A 19813-nucleotide genomic window follows, 5' to 3' on the forward strand; every position below is an offset into this window, starting at 1 on the left:
CCCTCACTTCGTCGTTGCTCCTTTGCCCTTTGCCGCGAAAGGCCAGACCGGAAAGAAGAAACCCGCGTCAGAGAAGGGTTTTTCAGGCACCGCGCAGCGGTCAGCCGGATCATTAATTTCAGACAGGAGCACATCATGAATTCAACCCAGACGGGCACCACCACCGAAATGCGCTGCGTAGCGGCGCTGGGCGACGGCGCATTTTCGCGCGAGCAGGCCACTCACGTCACGGCCGCTTTCAGCAATGTTTTCATTGAGGACGATCAGGGCAGCCACTTTCGCCTGGTCGTGCGCGAGCCGTCAGGCGCGCTTATCTGGCGCTCGTTTGATTTTGAACATGATGCGGGCTACTGGCTGCGCAGGTACATCAACAGCCAGGGCGTGCGCCAGTCCCTGCGTGGCCAGCTGACGGCGCTGACCGACCTGAATGACGTCGCGATCACGCTCACCCAGCGCCGGGAGTTTATGGCCCATATCCTGAACAACCTGGCCGGGGCCGTGGCGCAGCGGGTGCCGGAAAATCAGGTGATGCTTCCGGCTGACGAGTCAGAAGTGTGGAAAGAAGCAGGGCGCATCGCGCTGGCGCACTTCGGGCTTCAGGGGGAAAAAGCATTCCTGAAGGCGAGCCAGTGGCTGACCGCTGAGCTGGAGCAGGGCAGTAACGTACAGGCGTAAAAAAAGCAGGGTAGCCCCTGCTTCTTTCACGGCGGCCAGTCCCACCTGGCTGCCTTATCAAAACCAAATCCTCAGGAGAGTTTTATGATTTTTGACCCGCAAATCGTCGCACACGCACTGACTTTTGTAAATGCCCTGCGTAATGGCCAGCTGGCGCACGTGCCCGCCATGCCCTTTGCCCTGTGGCAGCAGTTCATGACCACCGTCAACAACCTGATGGAGGCGCAGCCATGAGCATCGCAACGCCCCTGAATTTACCTTTCGCGCTGGCACCCGTGACGCAGAACGACATCATCCGCGTGCTGGGCGAATACACCTTTATCCGCCTGGATAACGGCGACGAAGCGTTTTATCACCACGGCAACTGGATTACCGGCGCGGACGCGAGCTGCGGTGAGCCTTCCGTATTAGGGCTGGCGCAGAGCATGGCGCGCGCGGGGTGCAAGTCCCTGCGCTCCGTCGAACTGCCTGTCCCGGATGATAAGGAGTGGAGCTGGGACGACGTGGTTACGCAGCTGGTACGCGCGTCATTTACGCGTCAGGTGCGCGGCGAACTGACCGTAACAGTAACTGAAAATACCCGACACGGTCGCGGCGTGCACGTCTGCTCCGATCCGCTGCTGAGCGGAATGGATAATAACCTCTGGTTTCCGCTGAACGAGGAGGAAGACTGGCACGCGGGCATCGAGCGCGTGCTGACCATGAACGGCGTGGCGGAGAACGTGGTGCGGCTGGAGCCACTGCGTGAGGGTTCCGAATACACCGATTTAAAGGTGATTTATAACCGCAAAGTCTGCGCCTGATGCGCAGAGGGGCCGGAGAAAAACCGGCCTCATGACGTTGTTTTTCCTTCCCGTTTTGAGCGTCACAGCATTACAGAGGTCTTCACAATGAAATCCGAATCCATCAACTCACTGACCGCTTCACCTTCTGAAGAAACGTTCACCATCCTTGACTTACAGGCGCTGTCACAGCGTGCGGAAGATTCTGAAGAGGTGAACGATAACGCCCGCCGCATCAGCCTGGCGGCATCCGCACTATTGGGTTTCGCGGAGCAGACGGGGATCGGCGACAGCACCGAACCCGCAGAAACCGCCGTCACCGATCTTCTGACGGACATTATGCACCTGTGCGCGCACTGCTGGCCGGTTGATGGTGCCATCACATTTGTAAGCATACTCAATACCGCCCGGATGCACTTCGATGAGGAATCCGATGAACATGCACAGTGGGACTGAATGAAATGAATATGACCATCACATATATTACGGAAGGCATGAACAGTTCGCACGAAGGCTATGCGGATCTGGTTGCAGACTCAGTTTCCTTCAGCCTCGGCCGCCCGCTGACAAATGAGGAATACACGCAAATCTACAACATCACAGAACGCGCAATTTATGATGCGGTTAAGAAGCTGGAAAACAGCGAAAGTGTGGATGACAAACCGCTCACGCAAGAGCAGTTCAACGACCTTGCTGACTACATCTGTCGCTGGGGCGTATTCACCGGCCCGGGGGGCATTCATGGGCATGAGTTTCAGGCACTGACCGTCATTGATGAGCCCACCGAGGAACCGGAAGGGCGTAAAATTTACGTCGGTGTTCGCTACCCGTTAGCGGTGTATGACTTTGACATTGGCTTCACGGTTCTGCGCTCCTGAAAAGAAAAATAACATTCCGTGAGTGGGCAATAAATCGAGCCTGCTTACGGAACCAAGCGAAATTAAAAATCACACACTATCGGGAGCCGTCATTAAGACGGTCTGCACAAATGACTTCATTAAATGCTGTTCAAAGTAAGCCAAATGAACCTGAAATCTGTCGCTGTGCGGTTATCAGTAATGCGCACATGACGCAGGGTGATTCTGAGATTCTGGATGCACTGTCGGCCAGGCTTAGCGGTGAAGAGGGTGCCTGTCACTGGATACATCCCACGCGATACGGTTTTCTGATCCGCCTTTCAGCAAGTTCGGACGCGATTGAGGAACTCAGGAGGGCAGGGCTGTCTGATGACTTCTGTCACGTTGTCACATTTCTGTCTGAAAGGGCCAGGCTTCGATGATTCACTTCGACGCTGATGCTGACCTTCTTGAAGGATTTAGCGTGCACAACTGGTAAAAATAATTCCGGCAGGTACGCATTAAACCTGCCGGAATTTTTCATGATGAAGGCTGACTGTCCTGCGGCGTGATTTTCTGTTGTACTGCCTCAGCCTTACGCGGAGCACGTTTTTTCTTTCCACTTCCCTCGTTCACCACAGCAGAAATCGCCTTCTCACTAAAACGAAACTCCATGGCATCCAGCGCCGACTTGATATCCGAAACCGTGTAACCCTTCTCTTTCGCCAGCACCAGAATAGTGTCCTTCAGATTTTCCAGCGCCGCCTCTCTGGTGATGCGCTGCGGTGTCAAATCCGGGAGATTTTCCAGATTCCTGCGCGCCTCATCCAGCTGCTCCTGTGTGAAAACATTACGTACCGCCATCTCATTTCTTCCTTAGCAATGGTAAAGACCCGATTTTGCTGGATTTTTACCACCATTTCCACCCCCATCACCTCACATGACGCTGGTTTACTTCTGAGCAGCTAAGTGGCAAAATACGAACAATTGATTAAAATACGGGACAGGAAATGTTTTGTGACCACCGCCAGCACGCTGGCAGTGATTCCCAAAACGACCTGCTCAGGGCTCCGCCCCGAGACCCGGGTAATGTGCCAAGGTTGAGTTATGTCGAAAAGCGAAAAGCGTCAGAGGGAAAAACTGGTCAAGTGCCGCTGCACAGAGGCGGAGTACGAGGCCATCAACAAGAAAGCCGTCGCCGCCGGACTGACGACTTCTGAGTACCTGCGCCGTACGGCACTTAACCGCCGTATTACCGTGCGTACCGACATTCGCATGATGAACGAGCTGCTGCGTCTGGGTGGCCTGCAGAAACACCTGTACACCCAGATGCAGGCGAACATGACAACCGAGCTGAGCCACCAGTTTTCTGAGGTGCTGACCAGCATCAAGCACGCTATTAACGCGCTGGACATGACACCAGTGCCGGTCGAGGGCATGAAAGACTGATGAACGTGATTATCCCGCCAAAGCGTCGCGATAAGAAGACCAGCTTTTATAAGCTGGTCAGCTACGTGAGCACGCGCGAGGAAAAAAAACCGGGTGAAGCCGTCACGCACGAAGCGGCCCATACTGAGGGAACTGCATACGTTGCCACGCCGGGATTTGGTCAGCTGGTTGATTACGTCGGCCGTAAGCGTGCAACACCTGTTACCGAGATCGTCAGCATTTCACCGAAGGGCATTCAGCGCGTGCTCTCCGGTGAAGTGCTGTGTGAAACCAATTGCTTCTCACTGGATACCGCCGCGTCAGAAATGAACCTGACGGCTTCACAGAACCGCCACTGCAAAGATGCGGTGTATCACTTTATTCTATCCTGGCAGGGCGACGAAGACCCGTCACCCGATGCAGTATTCCGCTCCGTGCGTTACAGCCTTAAACAGCTGGGTATGGAAGAACATCAGTACGTGGCCGCCATCCACCGCGACACGGATAATATCCACTGTCACGTGTCGGCTAATCGCGTACACCCGACCACGTTCCGCGCGCAGAACATGTGGAACGACGCCGACGAGTTGCAGAAGTGCTGCCGCGTGCTGGAGCGCGAGTTCGGCTTTAAAGTCGATAACGGCAGCTGGCATATGGACGCGTATGGTGATCTTCACCGTACCCGTCGCAATATGCCTTCTGCTCCGCGCGGCGCAGCTAAGCGTGAAATCTTCTCTGATAAAGAAAGCCTGCATGGCTATGCCGTTCGCGAAACCCGTCAGATGCTGAATGACTTTGCAGAACAGGATTGTCTGGACTGGCCGCTGGTCCACAACGTGCTTTACACGCGCGGACTCGGTCTTCGTGAGCAGCAGGGTGGGCTCGCGGTCTACGATCTTCTTAACCCGGAAGGCGTCAGCGTGAAAGCGTCTGACGTACATCCTGCTATCAGCCATGCGTCCATGGTTAAGCGCTGGGGTAATTATCAAGCGGCACCTCCTACATCCGATCCTGACAATCATGAAGCAGGGATACTGGTCGTTGATAAATTCTATATGCCGCAGCTCCACGTTCGCGATCAGGAGGCACGTCGTGAACGCAGAGAAGCCCGTGCTATTGCGCGCGATATCCTGCGTGCTCGCTATGACGCGTATCGCAGTGGCTGGGAAAAACCAGACCTGCGCGCAGGTGAGCGTTTCCGGCAGATTGCCTCGCACTGCGTGGTGGCCAAAGCCCACGTCCGCGAAAGCGTCAGGGATCCGCTGATGCGCAAGCTGATGTACCGCGTGGCTGAATTTGAAAAGATGAAGGCCATGGCCGAACTGCGTCTGCAGCTGCGTGAGGAGCGTCAGGCTCTCAAAGAGACCGGGGAAGGTCGTCCGCTGAGCTGGAAGTCATGGGTAGAACGTGAAGCGGTGAAAGGTGATGCGGCTGCACTCAGTCAGATGCGTGGCTGGGCTTACCGTGAGAAACGCGCTACCCGTCAGCAGAGAAATGCGTGGCCGGAACCTAACGCCGTTATTCATTATGGCCCGGGTGATGATGTGCCAACGTTTAAATCGAGCGAACATGAGACGCGACTGCTGCGTGACGGAACGGTCAGCTACCTGCGCGACGGTAAACCCGCCGTCACCGACTTTGGTGACAGAGTTGAAGTCTACCCTGCACCTGACAGCAAATCGGATCGTTTCAATAATGACCTTGCGGCTGAGCTGACTGCCTGGCGCAGTGGAGACAATACGATTCTGAGCGGCGAACAAAAGGCCGTTAACCGCGTCCTGTACTCGGGAGTGGTGAGAAACATCAATAAAGATAACGGGCGTGTATTTAAGGTGAGCGATCCTAAGCTGATGGCCAGCGTACATGCGACGGAAGAAAGTCTGCGCAATCGTGATGTTCAGCCGGAACTGAAACAGGCTGAACCTCAACACCGGGACGATGAAAATGTGCGTCCTGTTTACAGAGATTTACCACGACCATAAGGAGATTAACAGAAGAGACATAAGCCAAACGTGAGTATTTAGTCGCTGATTGCACAGGGTTCGAGGCCTGTACAACCAGCTAACCATAACAACCTATCAGGGAGGCTGCCATGGCTGCCGTGGATCCTATTGTATATGCACAATTGTGCAAGCTTTTTCCAGAGCTAACTCTGTTACAAGTCACCGATACTTGTTTGTATTCTGCCGGCGCGACATATAAAGAGACCGGTGAGCTACGAGGGGTGTCTGCTGAAACCATAAAAAAATCGCTTGAAGCTGCACGTAAGCGTTTAGAAATAAGTAATCTACAATCACTAAGGTTGATTTTCCTAAGCAGGGTTTTTTTGAGTTTTAAGTTATCCCTTCCTCATCTCGCAAAAGACAACTCCAGGCTATCTAATGCCCATCTCTCCGAGGTAGATAATTTCATTTCTCTTCTACCTGAGCTTTCACTGAAACAGGCTAAGTGTGTCTATCAATTTGCTAAAGGCATTCCAGCTGATATAGCTGCTGAAAGACTCGACTCGACTCCTGATGAAATAATGAAAATGATGGAAACTGTTCTCAGCCGACTGCAGATTTGCTCCTTGAATGCCCTTAGAGTATTTATCTTCAGCAAGCTCCTTATTAATTTGGCTTTAGATTAGTTTCATTCATTCGTACCAAAAATATTAGAGTTAATTACGAATTTTTTTCAAACAATAGCACCCCTCACAAGGGGTGCTTACCTAAAAGACTTTGATTTATGTAGTTGATATAATTCATTTTTACATGTGGTTTTGTTTTCACCCCCGATGTCTACTACCTGTCACAGGTAGTTTCCAATCCAGGATAAATCCTATTTAATGGCGGTCACTTACTTAATGCTTACATAACGCATACACGGAGTTGACATGGCAGCCCCCAAAAACCACAAAGGCATCGCAATCATGCTGTACATGTCTACGGAACTTAACGAGAAGCTTTCCGCTTCGGCCAAGAAATCCGGCCGAGCGAAAGTGACAGAAGCTCTGTTTCGTCTTGAAGACCATCTTAATTTGTTCGAATCGATTGCCACACCAGGGCAACGTTTTCCTGCCGGAACCGGCAGCAAAGACTAATAGATAATCTGAGCCGGCACATTAATTGCCGGCACTCATTTCTGATGAATTATGCGCATCCGCGCAGGGCTTCTTTTTGCCTGAAAACCGCCTCCGCTCTTTAACAATGTGTCCGAAACCCTGATCTCAAGGTCCTCTCTTGCCGGCATGCAGCGTTGGTGCGCGGAAGACGTCCGGAGGCTATGTCATGGCCAGAATCACATCAGGGGAACCCACAGAATTATGGGGCAGGTTATAAACGACTGAGGCAGGCATTTCAGGTCGCTTATTTCACTGACGGGCACAACTCAAAGTCGGAATGTCGGGTAGTACGTCCATATCCCAACGAATCAGTTCGATACACCTCTTCTGGATTCACCTGCGGGATTCGCGGTGCCGGTTTCCGGAAATTCAGTTTCCGGAGTGTATTAGCGTTGCGCATACGCGCAGCAGCGAACGGGTTGTTAACCAGTTTCATATTTATTCTCCCTGCGAATCAGTTCGACGTAGCCACTGCAGGCCCCGGGGCGATCCGTCGGGCCCCCTGCAACTGGTGATGATTAGCCCTTCAGTCAACTGAAGGCGCGAACGGGTTTCCCTGCCGTAATACGCCACATACGCAAAGATGACGCAGAGCAGTCTGTGCGGGCCCACTCACGCTGAGTGGGTCAGCCCGGTGCGGTTCTGGCCGAACTGATATTACATAACAGGCATCTGTGAGATGCGGGACGTATTCAGAGGACAATCAGGGGATAACATGAATCTTACAAAACGAAAACGGGAAGCGCTGCGTGAGCAGTTCAGAGGGCGCTGCGCCTTCTGCGGCAGCAAGCTGCCTGCCCGCGAGTGGCACGCAGAATTTATTGGCGAGGACTATGTGCAGGGTGGCATTGCGCCAGTGTGTAAGGAATGCCGCACCGCCAAGGGCAATGCCTCGCCGGAAGCCTTTCGCACGCTGCTTGCCGAGCAGGTTGAGCGGGCTCAGCGTCACAGCGCTAATTTTCGCACGGCTCTGCGTTTCGGACTCTGTCACGTCAAAGCCGAACCTGTTGTGTTCTGGTTTGAGCAATGCGCGTCATTCCCTGCTGTTACGTCCGCTCCGACTCTGATCACATCGCAGAACACCGCATCCGCCGCCTGACGGCGGGTCATTTCCGTTCAATCCGTCCGGGAAAACACTTTATGCACCATTCCTTTTTGCCGCGCGCCGGGCTTTTGCTGGCGCTCGTCTGTCCTCTGGCTATGACCTCCTGCAGCTATCAGGAGAAAAAAGACCTGCCGCTGGCTTACGGCGCGATGGCCTGTTACGGCTGCGGGGAATTTACTTTCAGCCTCTGGCATATCAGTGCCGACAAGCGTGAGCTGGGAGGCCTCCTTCAGGTATCACGGCACACTTCGCCGGAGTCACTGAGTTCTGACAGTACGGAAATCGTGACCGCTGCGGCGGCTGACGGTATTGCACAGCGCCTTGACAGCGACAGCCGCAGCCAGCTCATTGGCCGCGTTGCCGGCAGCACAACAGCGGGCGAGCCGCTTCCGGTCGCGCTGTCGAATGCGTCCGGCTCGTTCAGCGCGACGCTGACCGCAGGGCCCGGGACCCGTCGGCTTGCGTCGCGGGTGGTGAAGTTCAGCCTCAGCGCCCGGCTTCCGTATGCAGACAGTGGTGCTACCGTGGATGAAACCCGCGAAAGCGGGCGAGTGATGCTGAGAGACGGCGATACCGTCGTCGCCGTGCACCCGGTCCGGGACGGCTGGCTCGTGTGGCTAATCGGCGCACGGTTTTCTGCCTGACGTCAGCCCGTTCCCGTCGGGCATCCTCAATCCGAACTGTCTCAACGCAAAGCGCACTTACCCTGACCGGTCAGTGCGCTTTTCGTTGTGGCGGACCTGCGGCCAGCGCACGCGGTCAGACTGACATCGTCTTATTACTCATTAATGCGATGCGACAAGTCTAAGTCATGCCGCTCTGGCGTCTGTCAGTCTGGCCAGAGCACCGGGAGGCACCCGGCGCTGCAACTTCGCTTCAGACCGGCAGGTTCGCCTGCCTTCCCGCACGGTTTTTGCCGGTCCGGCTCCGGCCGCCGCAGAGACGGTGCAGCCCTGAGTTATCCGGAGTTCTTTCTATGTCATTTACCGAACGGGCAGGGCTGATACCGGTCCTGCTGCTGACCGGCTGCGCGCAGCCTGCGGTTTACATCGGGCCGCCTTCGGGCAGCGTGGTGGACAGCATGCTATCGCGCAGCGCGGCCGACATCAGCGCCATGCAGTACCGGGTGCATCAGACCGGGCCCTCTGCGCAGCGTCCGCTTGCGCCCGCCGCTAAACCCGTCCGACCACTAACGCCGGGCACCACCGGCGCTTCCGCGCTGACGGTGAAGTCCGCGTCTTCCCCTCCGGCCTCCGCGCCGGGTGCCGGACCGGCCGACGGCTTTATCCGGCAGGACGGCGCGGCCCCCACGCTGCGCGCAGCCCTGCGTAAAATTGTGCCGCCCGGGCAGACCGTGGTGTTTGATAAGGCCGTTTCCGCCGACGCGCCGGAGCTGTGGCGCTGGACGGGCAACGATCGCTGGCAGTACGTCGCCGACAAGATGCTGTCGGCGCGCGGTCTCAAAGCCACCCTGAACGACAAGACCCACACTGTCACCGTCGTGCCTGCGCAGCATGCTCAGGCATTGCAGGGTGCAGGGAAGCCTGCCGTGCCTCTGCTACCGGCTGCGTCCTCTGTGAAAACGACGTCCGCCGGCAACGTTAAAAGCGAGGCGCCGGGTTCCACCGGACGTAACCCGTTCGGCGGAAACCATGCGGCTGCGGGAAGCGGGGTGCCGGTCATCCCGGTTAAGACGGTGAAGGCTCCTCCGCCGCTGCGCATCTGGAAAATTGAGCGGGGCACCACCCTGCGACAGGGCTATGAGCAGTGGGTGTCACAGGAAGTCTGTGCGTCGGATAAGCCGAAGTGGACGGTCCGCTGGGACACGGGGACGAACTACCCCATTGATTACACCCTGACGTTCCATGCCGCTAACTTTGAGGATGCGACGGCGCAGCTGTTTACCCTCTGGCATTCCGCACAGGTTCCTCTGTTTGTCAGCGGCTACCGCCAGCAGTGTCTGGTTGTTATCAGCGACACGCCACCGGGAACGGCTTCAGCGGCCTCAAACCCGATGGATAAGGAGACGCGCTGATGATCAGGCAGACACCTCATTCCCCCCTGAGCGCGGAGGCATTCACCTCACGCAGGGCGTTTATACGGCTCATCATGACGCTGCTTGCCGACATCGGTGAGCAAAGCAATGACGATCCGCTGACGCGCGCGCTGCGCCTGTTCTTCTCAAAGCATGGCGCTTACTGCGGCGGATATCTGCTTTCCGAGCTCAGCAGAGTGACGTGGCTCTGGGAAATGGAGAGGGCTGACGCACAGGAGGAAGAGACCGGTGAGCTTTTTGTGGAAATCGACGTCAGGGATAACGACCTTATCGACCTCACGGTTATCCTCAGCCTGCCGGATGCGTGCGTGACCTACCACCCGGTTATCTTTGACGACCGTTTTACCCGCCGCGAACGTGCGGTCTACCTCAACGTACAGCTGCTTTCCACCTTCAGAGGCACGCGGTCTGCTATCGCTGCCGCTTCATGTTAAAGGCCCGGCGCCCTTAGTACGGCAAAGCGTCACGTCGTGACGTGCCTTTTCTGCACCTAACCCATCAGGGTCTCCTGCTGCCGCCTGGCGCCGATCCTGACCGTCATCTGCAACAGGAATAACCATGTTTAGAAAATCCACGATCGGCGTGCTGATTTGCAGCACGCTGCTGCAGGGCTGCGCCCTGGAGCGCATTAACGATGTCCACCGTTCGGCTGGAAATACCGCTGATGACGCCTCTGCTCTCATCCGGCAGGCCGCTGAAAACCGTCCGGTGGTGCAGTTTCAGAACAGCCAGTACGTCAGCCCCGTGCCGCTGCCGGTCGCGAAGTACAACGCGCCCCGCGAGGTGGTGAACTGCAACATGCCTTACCGGGCCATTAAACCTCAGGATATCTGGCAGTTCAGCCAGGACATCGCAACGGTCTGCCACATCCGCACGCGCGTCACGCCGGATGCAGCGGCCGTGCTGGGCGGAGGCGGGGGACAGACCGGCTCGCCGACTCAGCGTCTGACCAGCGTGCCGTCGCCCGCGCTTCCGACCGCCGGCGACATGCGTCCGCTGGACTCGTTCGGCACGGGCACCACGGCCAGCGCAGCGGCACCGGCAGGCGGCACCTCGCGCACATTTTCAGGCGTGACCTACACCGGCAACCTCGGTGGCCTGCTGGATATCGTGACCGCCCGCCTCGGTATTTCCTGGAAATTCGAAGACGGCATGGTGACGTTTTTCTATCTGCAGACGGCGCGCTTCGATATCGAGCCGTCAGATGCGAAATACACGCTCACCGGCTCCGTGATGAGCGGCGTGTCGAACAGCAGCAGCTCGGACAGCGGCTCGGGTTCCGGCAGCTCCGGCTCCAGCTCCAGCGGCGGCGTGTCGGGCGAAAGCGGTACCAGCCTGAAGTCAGACGTCTCCATGGCCAATAACCTCTACGACGACCTGAAATCCACGGCAGAAAGCATGCTGACACCGGGCGTGGGACGTCTGGACATGAACAAAACGACCGGGACCGTTGTCGTCACCGACGTGCCGGAGGTGGTCCGCCGTATCGGCGACTATCTGACCTCCGAAAACAAAGCGCTGAGCCGGCAGGTCAACCTGAAGGTGGTGATTTACACCGTGAATACCGAAACGAGCGACGCTCTCGGCATTGACTGGAACGTCATCTATAAAACGCTGGCGGGCAAGTACGGCATTAACCTGGCGGGCCCGTCCGGGACCGTAGCCGATGCGGGCTCGCTGAGCTTTTCGGTGCTGGACACGGCGACCGGCGCGGCGCGGCAGTTTGCGGGTTCTTCGTTCCTGTTTGACGCCCTCTCCAAGCAGGCGCGGGTGGCTGACGTGCGCACGATCCCGCTGATGACCACTAACATGGCATCCGCCTCGGTGGTGGTGGGACGTCAGATTGCTTACCTCAAGAGCGTGTCCACGACGGTGTATTCATCGGGCAGCACAACGCTGCCATCGCAGACGCTCACCCCCGGCTCTGTCACCACCGGTACCAACATCACGATCTTCCCGAAAATTCTCGACGGTGGCGACCGCATGATGCTGAACATGTTCCTGAACATCTCCAGCCTCATCCAGCTGCGAGAAATCAGCTCTGACACCGAGAAGCTGGAAGCACCGGAAGTGGATTCGCGCTCGGTTCCGCAGCGCGTCTGGTTGAAACCCGGCCAGACCGTGGTTATCAGCGGGCTGGAGCAGAACGTGGCCACATCAAACCGTCAGGGGCAGCTGTCGCCGGACAATCAGGTCATCGGCGGGCAGCGCTCCGGGGACAAGACCCGCCAGTCGTTCGTCATTACCGTGACGCCTTACTTACGGTGACCGCCATGAAGAGAAACAAAAAAAAACCGATACCCGCTGAGGATCCTGGTGATATCCGCGTGCTGACCATCAATCAGCGGCGCTTTGTGATTGGACTGACCTGGCAGACTATCCGCGCCCAGCGCAATCCCATGAAGGAGATACGCCGCGTCGGCAAAGAGCAGGGGCTGGATCTCGTGGCCGTCAGGCGCAGTGACAGCATTCAGGCCGGGTTCGCACCCAGAACGCGGCTTCGCCTGCGTGGCACCTACTCGCTGACGGTGGCGCTGGCTTCGCTGCTGGAAGGCTGCTGTATTGCCGTGGTGCCGCTGGGTGAAAGCCCGGAAGGCATTACTCAGTACACGCTGGTCGGTAAAACCGAACGCGGCGGGATCCACGTCTGGTCCGACAAGGTCTATGCGGCGGACCAGCTGCGCCAGAAGCTTATTGACCTGCGCGACGAGCTGCGGGGCAGTAAGGGCAATCTGGAGGTGCCGGTTTACGGCGACCCGGAGGTTGATGGCGTCACCGCGCCGCTCTACCTGGAAACCGTGCTGGCGTCAAAAAACCTCAGCAAAGAGTTCCGCCTGCGGCCGCTGACGTGGGGCATGACGCGGGGGCAGCTGATGGCGGCCGCAGCGGTGACCGCGCTGGCGCTGGCCGGGCTGGCTTTCTGGCTGCACGTGGAGGGCGAACGTGAAGCCGCCGCCCGCGTCGCGCTGCAGCGTGAGATGGCCCGGCAGGCAGAGCTCAACAAGCAGGCGCGCTACAAGGCGGCACTGGACAGCTTCCGTCACCCGTGGACGGAGCAGCCTTCGGTGGGCTCCTTTGTCGGACAGTGTCAGCAGGTGCTGGACCGCGTGCCGCTCTCAATAGCGGGCTGGATGACCGTTACGGTGGTCTGTTCACAGGGCGACGTCAGCGTGCAGTCCATCCGGCGAACCAATTCAGCGGCCACCACGGCTGACTACGTTGCCGCGGTGAAGAAGCTGTTCGGCGTCGCGCCTGTGTTCAGCTTTGCCGACAGCAGCCAGACGTCATTCACGCTGCCGCAGACTCAGAAGCCGGAAGGGGATGACCCTATGGTGCCGGCTGATGAGAGGCTGATGCAGTTCATCTCCCGGTTCCAGTCGCTGAACATCGATCTGGCCGTGTCGGCGGTGCCAATTAAAGACGTGAAGCAGAACAGCGAAGGGGAAGATCTGCCGCTGCAGCAATGGCAGGAGTACCAGTTCTCTGCAGAAACCGACGTCCCGCCGCGCGACATCTTTGCCGGCGCCGGCTTCACCGGCATCCGCCTCTCGCAGGTCACGGTGGGCATCAACACCTCCGACGGTTCAATCCGTTACAAAATCTCAGGATCGCTCTATGGAAAACGTTAAGTATGCAGCGCTGATGCTGCTGGTCTGCGGTTTGGCGCATGCGGAAGCGGACGTCAGAACGGTAGGCGATATTGACCGTCTCCAGAGCGGCCGCGTGTTTTACGACGCGCAGGCCGCCTACAACAAGGCAAAAATGGCGGCGGGGCAGGCTGACACCGTTGCCGTGCCGGTCACTGCCCCCGCGGTGCCCGGCGGCCCTCCGGGCACGCCGGCAGCAACCGCATCGGCCAGCACGCTACCGGCGCTTGAAAAGGTCGCGGGGTCGGTGGCCACGCTCAGCTTCCGGGACGGCAGCAGCACGCAGGTGCGTCCGGGCGACAGCGTGAACGGCGGCTATACCGTGGTGTCCGTCTCAATGCGCGGCGTGGTGATTAAGCGCCAGCTTGACGGTCACGTCTTCACCCTTAACTGAGGCAGACGTCATGATGAACCTGAGTGAAAAAACGCACACCCTGCTGCCGCTGGCACCGCCTCCCGGCGCCCGCGCGTATTCCGCTACGCTGCGGGACAGCCTGCGGCTTATCCGCGACGATCAGAACCAGTATCACTGCCTGTATGTGCTGAGCGAGCTGGGCGGCAACACGGAGTTTTATGAGCTGAAAGAGCAGCTGCGCAGCCAGGGCCTTGAAACGGGTGTGACCTGGTGTGACCGCGAGGAGCTGGAAAAAATAACCCAGCAGTTCAGCGACGGCGGCCGCGACAGCGTGGAGGGAACCAGCGACTTTCAGAACCTGAACCTCACCCTGGTCGCCGAAGCCACGAAAATGCGCGGATCCGATATCCATATCCGCATCGAGCACAAGTTTACCCGCGTGCTCTACCGCATTGACGGCAACCTGCGCAGGATACGGACCGAGTCCGCGGAGTGGGGCACCCGCCTGGTGAATGCCCTGTACAACTCCATGTGCGAGGAGCACAGCAAAACCACGCTGAGCTTTACCGAGTCCTGCGACGCCCGCGTGCGCGAAGAGTTCGTGAACGGCTACGGGCTCAGCACTATCCGCTTTGCCAGCCGTCCGGGCGGGCAGGGGCGTCTGGCCGTTGCGCTGCGCCTCGTCAGCCGCCGCAAGCAGAGCCTGCACTTTGAGCAGCTGGGGCTGACGCCGGCAGAAGAGACCACGCTGCGCCGGCTGCTGAATGGGTCCGGCGGCACCTTCTTCAGCGGACCCACCGGACACGGTAAGTCGACGGTCTGTCAGGTTTCCGCAGAGTTTCTGGCCCGTGAAGACCCGGGTGAAAACATCATGTCGGTGGAAGACCCCATCGAATCGCCGATTGAGGGCGTCTTTCAGACGCCGCTGGGCATGCAGAGCTTTGCCGACGCCATCAGAAACCTGCTGCGTATGGACCCGGACCGTATCTACAACGGTGAGGTGCGTGACGCGGGTACGGCCAATGGCGTCATTGAGGCCATTCAGACCGGTGCCCCTGTACTGACAACCATTCACACCAACTCTCCGGCAGACATCCCGCAGCGCCTGCGACGCTTTGGGGTAGACGAGGATCTGCTGTTTGACCCGACCATCGTGTCCGGGCTGGTTGGTCTCCGGCTGGTTCCGCTGCTCTGCAGCCACTGCAAAATCCCCTGGCACAAAGGGCGCGAGAGCGTCAGCCCGGTGATGGTGGACATGGTGGAGACGCACGCGGATATCTCTGGCGTGTATCTGCGCAATCCGGGAGGCTGCAGCCACTGCGGCGAGTCAGGGATCCACGGGCGCACCGGAATATTTGAGGTCACTGAGACGGATAACCGCTACATGCGCCTTTACAGCGAACGGGGCAAAATGGCCGCTTACCTGGACTGGATTAACCGCGGGGGCATCACGCTCTGTCAGAACCTGCTGCGGCTGATTAACAGCGGCGTGGCAGACCCGGTGTGGACACATCGGCGCATCATCAACCTTGACCGGGACACCCGGCTGAAGGCGGGGGAAGACCTGTGAACCGATTCACGCGCGCGCTCTATCAGGCCACGTTCAGTGCGCAGGACCGCATTGAAATCTATGACGACTTCCGCCAGTACCTGCTGGACGGACGCTCTGCGAAGGAAACCTATCAGAAGCTCATCGATAACTACAGCCGGCGCGGGAAAAATCCCGGCGACGCCGTGGCGCAGATACTGACCGAATGCGCCGAGAACCTCGGCGGCGGGTTTGGGCTCGGCGACTCGCTGCGCGAGTGGATACCGGACCAGGAGCTCAGCATTATTGAGTCGTGCGATCTGGCCGGCAGCCCGGAAGACGGTTTTCTGAATGCCATCAGTATCGCAAAGGGGACCGGGCGTCTGAGCAGCGCGGTGAAAACCACGGTCGGGATGACCACCTACCTGACACTGCTGAGCGTGAGCGTCATCGTGCTGTTCTGCATGATGCTGGTACCGGTCATTCTGCAGGCGGTTCCGCTCAGCCAGTGGAACAGCATGCAGACGGCGGTTTACTACTTTTACCTGCTGATCAGGGACTGGTGGTGGGCGCTGTTGCTCGCGACCGGGGGCTTCGTGACGGCCGTTGTCTGGTCGCTGCCGCGCCTGACCGGGCGGCTGCGCTTTTTTCTGGATCGCTTTCCGCCCTGGTCCGTTTACCAGCGCATCCACGGCGCGGCTTTTATCATGAACGTCAACGCCATGGACGCGGCGGGCATCCCGATGGAGCGTGCCATAGCCAGCATGAAAGACTCGACCCGTTCAGCATGGCTCTATGAGCGGCTTGACGCACTGGAGCACGCCATCTCTGCGGGCGAAGAGAACCTCGGCCAGGCGCTGGACGCCACCGAATACGGCTTTCCCGGTGAGCGGGCCATCATCAAGCTGCAGAGCCTGTTTGAAACCAAAAACAGCGAAGGGTCGCTCAAGCGTTTTGCCGACACCTGGCTTGAAAGCACCGTCAGCAGTGTTGAGCGCACCGGTGACCGCATGCGCATCGTCAGCCTGCTGCTGTGCGGGGTGATGGTGGCCGCGCTGATGCTCATCATGTTCGGCCTCATCCAGAAAGCCTTTTTCTTCAACTGAGCGGACCGCCGGTCCGCTTCTCTGTCCCGTTAACTTTCCGAAACTGTCGTGCGGCCTTTGCCGCGCGGCGTCCATCCGTATGTCTCCTTAAAGGTGATGAAATGAAGACGTTAAAAAAGGGTATTGCGAACATTACTGACTCCATCAGTTCGCTTGGCATCATGATCGTGGTTATCGGCCTGGTGGTGGCCGCCGGGGCGCTGGCCTATTTCTACGTAAACAGCACGAGCGAGGTCACGCTCGTGACCACGGTCATGAACGAAACGCGCAACCTCCGATCATCCAGCGGCTACGGCACCGATGATTACGTGCCGGCGCTGGTGAAAGGCGGGAGCATTTCAAAAAGCTACACCATCACCAACAACCTGATTTACAACAAATCGGGTGGACAGCTGACGGTTAAAGGCAACGGCGTGGGCTTCATCGTGACCGACGCGGGCCTGCCGCAGCGTGACTGCGTGAAGGTTGCGCGCAGCATCGGCACCGCTGACCTCTCCTCCACCAAAATCAATAACACGACGTTCACCGCCGAAGTCACCGCCGCCAACGCTGCAGCCGCATGCGTGGACGGTGATAACACGCTGACCTTTACCACCAAGTCTTAACGACCTGCCGCCGCTCTGCGGCGGCTCTAATCCGGACTGACTATGACCGCCACAGTGCTCAGAGATAGCGATTTTATCGATCTCTACCTCGGTGAAGACTACGCCGAAATTAAAGGACTGGTTGGCGCCTCCCGCTTACTGATACCCGTACCGGATGCGCTGAGCGCCGATGCGCAGGCGCTGCGCACGCTTTGTGAGCAACGACATCAGGAAACGGGGCGCAATGAGTTCTCCTGCTTTTATGACGGACGCCTTTATCGCGTCACGCTTTCTCGCGATCTGATGGGGCGGACCAGTATGGTCCTGCGACAGACCCCGGCCAGCCTGTTCGACTTTATGGATATTCCGCTCAGTACGCCGCTGCGCAAATCCGTGGAACATCCGAACGCCACCGGGCTGGTGCTGATTGCCGGCGAAATGGGCGCGGGTAAAACCACGACCGCGGCCGCCACCCTGAGCCACCGGATTGCGGTGACCGGGCACCTCGGCGTTTCTATTGAGGACCCCGCCGAAACGCTGCTGCAGGGGCGTCACGGCGACGGGCGCTGTATCCAGCTGGAGGTGGGTGAAAACGAAGGCTATGCCAGCGCGACGCGCAAGGCCTACCGCATGGGTGCGTCAGCGTTTCTGCTCGGTGAGATCCGCGACGGCGCCACGGCGCACGAAGTGCTGAAAGCCTCACTCAGCATGTTTGTGGTGTCGACCATCCACGGTGCGACGCTGAAGGAAGCGCTGGAGCGTTACGTGATGTTTTGTGAAGAAGTCAGCCCGAATGCGCGGGCGAACGTGGCCAGTACCCTATACGTTCTGGCGCACCAGAAGATGCGCCTGAACCCTGCCAGCAACAGGCGTCAGGTGGACATCAGCGGCTTTAACCTGCGGCATGCCAGTTCCGCCGCCACCATCAGGTCCAAGATTGCCGCCGGCCAGTTCAACTTTGACGATCAGTTTGATTCCATTTCCTATGACTTTAAGGACTAAACCGTGAACAAGATGAAGCGGGGCATTGCGCAGATCACCGATGCGACGGTGGCATACGGGGTAGTGGCCGCCATTGTGGTGACGCTGCTGATACCGCTTGCCCTGTGGGCAGCGGAAGAGTACCGGATGAACGTGGCGGCCGGACAGGCCATGACGGTACAGAAGGCAGTTAACCGCTACATTGCCGATCAGCAGGCCACCATCGCCGCCGGCAGCAGCGCCTCAGCGGGCTATACGCTGACCGTGCCGATGCTCATCACGGCGGGTTATCTGCCTGACGGATACGCCCCTACCAATGCCTACACGGCAACCTATCGCACGCTGATTTTTCAGCCGGCTACGAACAAATTCCATACCATGACGTTCCTCACCGGTGGCTCAGCGCTGTCTCTGAGCGACGCTCGCAAGCTGGCGAATCATATCGGCGCAGAAGGCGGCTACATTGAGAACGGCGTGGCCAAAGGGGCGATGGGGAGCTGGCAGGAAAACCTGTCCGCGTTTGGCGGTTATAACCCGGGCGACGGCAGCGTAGTGATTGCCGGCTTCTACTCCAACGGCGCGCTGGTTAACGACTATCTGTACCGTCACAGCGTGGCAGGGCATCCCGAGCTCAATACCATGGGCACCACGCTGAACATGGGTAGCAACGACATCAGCAGCGCTAAAACCATCGGTACCCAGACGCTGAACGCCTCTGCTGACGTGAATACCGCGCGCCTGACCGCGACGCAGAGCATACAGTCGAACGGGACCATTAACGCGAACGGGAATATCACCTCCAGCAGCAGTATTGCAGCATCAGGTAACGTGACTGCCAGAGGCAGTATGTCGGCTACAGGCAGTATTACCGCAGGCAGTGATGTCACCGCGAATGGTACCCTGCGCGCCAGTCACGATGCGATTATCGGCGGCATTATCAAGCTGCAGCAGGTTAACACTGCCGGCACATCCTGCGATACCTGGGGCTCTGTAAGCCGCGACAGCGCTGGCGCAATACTTTCCTGCCAATCCGGTGTGTGGAAGCAAACGTCCTCATCGCCTACAACGCAAATCAGATCGGCGGCAGCCTCCAAAACAGTTGCCGTTGACTGCGCCTCGGACGAGATACTCGTTGGCGGCGGTGCCGGTTGTAATTCCGGCTCTGATGAGCGCCTGAAATGGAGCCAGCCAACTGGTAATGGATGGGCGGCTGCGTGCCCCAATACAACCGTCACTGCCTATGCTATCTGTGCACATAGATAGTCACTGGTATGTATATACGGTGAAAGCACCCGGTGAGCATCCCTCGCTTGGTAGAGGGTTCGACACGATCGAATAGCTGGTATTGGCTGGAACCTGAAATGAAATCGTACCTGATTTAGACCAGGCCGGATTGTTGTCAGAAGCAGACGCTGCGCCTACGCCGCCTGCAGAAGCACTGAGCGCCCAGGTGTTCGTGCAGCCCTGCCCATCACCGAGATCCTTGTATACGATTGAATTGCCGCCCACGGCATAAACGGTGATGGTTGCGTTACCTGAGTTATACCCGTTGTACTGTGAAGTAAAACTGCCAACCCATGCATAACGGCCGTTGTTTTTCGGACCGTTCCACACACCGGATTGGCAG

22 protein-coding genes and 2 pseudogenes are annotated in these 19813 nt (G+C 58.1%); 22 read left to right on the forward strand and 2 right to left on the reverse strand.

Features of this window, described 5'->3' with window-relative positions; genetic code table 11:
• Positions 1 to 135: 135 nt before the first annotated feature.
• The 6 genes and pseudogenes from QMZ65_RS25295 to QMZ65_RS25425 form a co-directional block, all read left to right on the forward strand.
• Positions 136 to 387 (forward strand): annotated as a pseudogene (locus tag QMZ65_RS25295) (DUF905 family protein); the annotation flags it as partial.
• 372 nt (positions 388 to 759) lie between these two features.
• Positions 760 to 909 carry a hypothetical protein gene (locus tag QMZ65_RS24665; RefSeq protein WP_024082714.1) on the forward strand — a complete coding sequence of 50 codons (150 nt, stop codon included), beginning with the start codon at positions 760 to 762 and terminating at the stop codon, positions 907 to 909.
• Complete coding sequence (locus QMZ65_RS24670; RefSeq protein WP_283216898.1) at positions 906 to 1478, forward strand: hypothetical protein; 573 nt, start codon at positions 906 to 908, stop codon at positions 1476 to 1478. The genes QMZ65_RS24665 and QMZ65_RS24670 overlap by 4 nt, the downstream gene beginning before the upstream one ends.
• Before the next feature lie 87 nt (positions 1479 to 1565).
• Complete coding sequence (locus QMZ65_RS24675; protein ID WP_283216899.1) at positions 1566 to 1913, forward strand: hypothetical protein; 348 nt, start codon at positions 1566 to 1568, stop codon at positions 1911 to 1913.
• An 11-nt stretch (positions 1914 to 1924) separates the two neighbouring features.
• Positions 1925 to 2335: a hypothetical protein gene (locus QMZ65_RS24680; RefSeq protein WP_283216900.1), complete on the forward strand. Its 411-nt coding sequence runs from the start codon at positions 1925 to 1927 to the stop codon at positions 2333 to 2335.
• Between the two features lie 110 nt (positions 2336 to 2445).
• The gene (locus QMZ65_RS25425) at positions 2446 to 2736 is read left to right on the forward strand and encodes a DUF5983 family protein (RefSeq protein ID WP_502921547.1); all 291 of its coding nucleotides are present in this window, start codon (positions 2446 to 2448) and stop codon (positions 2734 to 2736) included.
• Positions 2737 to 2833: 97 nt separating this feature from the next.
• Here the strand turns inward: QMZ65_RS25425 and QMZ65_RS24685 are convergent, their stop codons facing one another.
• Positions 2834 to 3157, reverse strand: coding sequence for a hypothetical protein (locus tag QMZ65_RS24685; protein ID WP_283216901.1), 324 nt, complete (start codon positions 3155 to 3157; stop codon positions 2834 to 2836).
• 243 nt (positions 3158 to 3400) lie between these two features.
• On the opposite strand from QMZ65_RS24685, the gene mobA reads away from it, so the two are divergent.
• The 16 genes from mobA (at position 3401) to pilV (ending at position 19449) form a co-directional block, all read left to right on the forward strand.
• Entirely contained in the window at positions 3401 to 3742 is a 342-nt protein-coding gene (gene mobA, locus QMZ65_RS24690) for a plasmid mobilization protein MobA (RefSeq protein ID WP_283216902.1), read from the forward strand.
• The gene (gene traI, locus QMZ65_RS24695; protein ID WP_283216903.1) at positions 3742 to 5703 is read left to right on the forward strand and encodes a TraI/MobA(P) family conjugative relaxase; all 1962 of its coding nucleotides are present in this window, start codon (positions 3742 to 3744) and stop codon (positions 5701 to 5703) included. The genes mobA and traI overlap by 1 nt, the downstream gene beginning before the upstream one ends.
• A gap of 110 nt (positions 5704 to 5813) precedes the next feature.
• A complete protein-coding gene (locus tag QMZ65_RS24700; protein WP_283216904.1) occupies positions 5814 to 6350 on the forward strand; it encodes a helix-turn-helix transcriptional regulator in 537 nt (178 codons plus the stop codon).
• A 246-nt stretch (positions 6351 to 6596) separates the two neighbouring features.
• Complete coding sequence (locus QMZ65_RS24705) at positions 6597 to 6803, forward strand: TraY domain-containing protein (RefSeq protein WP_024082722.1); 207 nt, start codon at positions 6597 to 6599, stop codon at positions 6801 to 6803.
• Between the two features lie 736 nt (positions 6804 to 7539).
• Positions 7540 to 7923: an HNH endonuclease gene (locus QMZ65_RS24710; RefSeq protein WP_283216905.1), complete on the forward strand. Its 384-nt coding sequence runs from the start codon at positions 7540 to 7542 to the stop codon at positions 7921 to 7923.
• A 41-nt stretch (positions 7924 to 7964) separates the two neighbouring features.
• Positions 7965 to 8573 (forward strand): hypothetical protein, encoded by a 609-nt coding sequence (locus QMZ65_RS24715; protein WP_283216906.1) that lies wholly within the window; start codon positions 7965 to 7967, stop codon positions 8571 to 8573.
• A 332-nt stretch (positions 8574 to 8905) separates the two neighbouring features.
• Positions 8906 to 9964 carry a TcpQ domain-containing protein gene (locus QMZ65_RS24720; protein WP_283216907.1) on the forward strand — a complete coding sequence of 353 codons (1059 nt, stop codon included), beginning with the start codon at positions 8906 to 8908 and terminating at the stop codon, positions 9962 to 9964.
• Positions 9965 to 10038: 74 nt separating this feature from the next.
• The gene (locus QMZ65_RS24725; RefSeq protein WP_283216908.1) at positions 10039 to 10419 is read left to right on the forward strand and encodes a hypothetical protein; all 381 of its coding nucleotides are present in this window, start codon (positions 10039 to 10041) and stop codon (positions 10417 to 10419) included.
• 124 nt (positions 10420 to 10543) lie between these two features.
• The gene (gene pilN / locus QMZ65_RS24730; protein WP_283216909.1) at positions 10544 to 12253 is read left to right on the forward strand and encodes a PilN family type IVB pilus formation outer membrane protein; all 1710 of its coding nucleotides are present in this window, start codon (positions 10544 to 10546) and stop codon (positions 12251 to 12253) included.
• A 5-nt stretch (positions 12254 to 12258) separates the two neighbouring features.
• Positions 12259 to 13614 carry a type 4b pilus protein PilO2 gene (gene pilO2 / locus QMZ65_RS24735; RefSeq protein ID WP_283216910.1) on the forward strand — a complete coding sequence of 452 codons (1356 nt, stop codon included), beginning with the start codon at positions 12259 to 12261 and terminating at the stop codon, positions 13612 to 13614.
• Entirely contained in the window at positions 13601 to 14026 is a 426-nt protein-coding gene (pilP, locus tag QMZ65_RS24740) for a type IV pilus biogenesis protein PilP (protein ID WP_283216911.1), read from the forward strand. The genes pilO2 and pilP overlap by 14 nt, the downstream gene beginning before the upstream one ends.
• 10 nt (positions 14027 to 14036) lie before the next feature.
• Positions 14037 to 15557 carry a GspE/PulE family protein gene (locus tag QMZ65_RS24745; protein WP_283216912.1) on the forward strand — a complete coding sequence of 507 codons (1521 nt, stop codon included), beginning with the start codon at positions 14037 to 14039 and terminating at the stop codon, positions 15555 to 15557.
• A complete protein-coding gene (locus tag QMZ65_RS24750; protein ID WP_283216913.1) occupies positions 15554 to 16621 on the forward strand; it encodes a type II secretion system F family protein in 1068 nt (355 codons plus the stop codon). The genes QMZ65_RS24745 and QMZ65_RS24750 overlap by 4 nt, the downstream gene beginning before the upstream one ends.
• A gap of 101 nt (positions 16622 to 16722) precedes the next feature.
• Complete coding sequence (locus QMZ65_RS24755) at positions 16723 to 17226, forward strand: type 4 pilus major pilin (RefSeq protein ID WP_282997040.1); 504 nt, start codon at positions 16723 to 16725, stop codon at positions 17224 to 17226.
• Between the two features lie 42 nt (positions 17227 to 17268).
• The gene (locus tag QMZ65_RS24760; protein WP_283216914.1) at positions 17269 to 18207 is read left to right on the forward strand and encodes an ATPase, T2SS/T4P/T4SS family; all 939 of its coding nucleotides are present in this window, start codon (positions 17269 to 17271) and stop codon (positions 18205 to 18207) included.
• A 12-nt stretch (positions 18208 to 18219) separates the two neighbouring features.
• Positions 18220 to 19449 (forward strand): shufflon system plasmid conjugative transfer pilus tip adhesin PilV, encoded by a 1230-nt coding sequence (gene pilV, locus QMZ65_RS24765; RefSeq protein WP_283216915.1) that lies wholly within the window; start codon positions 18220 to 18222, stop codon positions 19447 to 19449.
• Here pilV and QMZ65_RS24770 read toward each other — a convergent pair.
• Positions 19450 to 19813: pseudogene (locus QMZ65_RS24770) on the reverse strand (shufflon system plasmid conjugative transfer pilus tip adhesin PilV); the annotation flags it as partial.

The sequence above is a fragment of the Pantoea sp. EABMAA-21 genome, from assembly GCF_030053335.1.
Lineage (GTDB): Bacteria > Pseudomonadota > Gammaproteobacteria > Enterobacterales > Enterobacteriaceae > Pantoea > Pantoea communis.

Bases quoted from the DNA above. Each gene is read 5' to 3' on its own strand.
- QMZ65_RS24760 (WP_283216914.1), top strand. From the start codon at position 17,269: ATGACCGCCACAGTGCTCAGAGATAGCGATTTTATCGATCTCTACCTC.
- QMZ65_RS24680 (WP_283216900.1), top strand. From the start codon at position 1,925: ATGACCATCACATATATTACGGAAGGCATGAACAGTTCGCACGAAGGC.
- pilV (WP_283216915.1), top strand. From the start codon at position 18,220: ATGAAGCGGGGCATTGCGCAGATCACCGATGCGACGGTGGCATACGGG.
- QMZ65_RS24745 (WP_283216912.1), top strand. From the start codon at position 14,037: ATGATGAACCTGAGTGAAAAAACGCACACCCTGCTGCCGCTGGCACCG.
- pilP (WP_283216911.1), top strand. From the start codon at position 13,601: ATGGAAAACGTTAAGTATGCAGCGCTGATGCTGCTGGTCTGCGGTTTG.
- QMZ65_RS24685 (WP_283216901.1), bottom strand. From the start codon at position 3,157: ATGGCGGTACGTAATGTTTTCACACAGGAGCAGCTGGATGAGGCGCGC.
- QMZ65_RS24710 (WP_283216905.1), top strand. From the start codon at position 7,540: ATGAATCTTACAAAACGAAAACGGGAAGCGCTGCGTGAGCAGTTCAGA.
- QMZ65_RS24705 (WP_024082722.1), top strand. From the start codon at position 6,597: ATGGCAGCCCCCAAAAACCACAAAGGCATCGCAATCATGCTGTACATG.
- pilN (WP_283216909.1), top strand. From the start codon at position 10,544: ATGTTTAGAAAATCCACGATCGGCGTGCTGATTTGCAGCACGCTGCTG.
- traI (WP_283216903.1), top strand. From the start codon at position 3,742: ATGAACGTGATTATCCCGCCAAAGCGTCGCGATAAGAAGACCAGCTTT.
- QMZ65_RS25425 (WP_502921547.1), top strand. From the start codon at position 2,446: ATGACTTCATTAAATGCTGTTCAAAGTAAGCCAAATGAACCTGAAATC.
- QMZ65_RS24675 (WP_283216899.1), top strand. From the start codon at position 1,566: ATGAAATCCGAATCCATCAACTCACTGACCGCTTCACCTTCTGAAGAA.
- QMZ65_RS24715 (WP_283216906.1), top strand. From the start codon at position 7,965: ATGCACCATTCCTTTTTGCCGCGCGCCGGGCTTTTGCTGGCGCTCGTC.
- pilO2 (WP_283216910.1), top strand. From the start codon at position 12,259: ATGAAGAGAAACAAAAAAAAACCGATACCCGCTGAGGATCCTGGTGAT.
- QMZ65_RS24670 (WP_283216898.1), top strand. From the start codon at position 906: ATGAGCATCGCAACGCCCCTGAATTTACCTTTCGCGCTGGCACCCGTG.
- mobA (WP_283216902.1), top strand. From the start codon at position 3,401: ATGTCGAAAAGCGAAAAGCGTCAGAGGGAAAAACTGGTCAAGTGCCGC.
- QMZ65_RS24755 (WP_282997040.1), top strand. From the start codon at position 16,723: ATGAAGACGTTAAAAAAGGGTATTGCGAACATTACTGACTCCATCAGT.
- QMZ65_RS24700 (WP_283216904.1), top strand. From the start codon at position 5,814: ATGGCTGCCGTGGATCCTATTGTATATGCACAATTGTGCAAGCTTTTT.
- QMZ65_RS24720 (WP_283216907.1), top strand. From the start codon at position 8,906: ATGTCATTTACCGAACGGGCAGGGCTGATACCGGTCCTGCTGCTGACC.
- QMZ65_RS24665 (WP_024082714.1), top strand. From the start codon at position 760: ATGATTTTTGACCCGCAAATCGTCGCACACGCACTGACTTTTGTAAAT.
- QMZ65_RS24725 (WP_283216908.1), top strand. From the start codon at position 10,039: ATGACGCTGCTTGCCGACATCGGTGAGCAAAGCAATGACGATCCGCTG.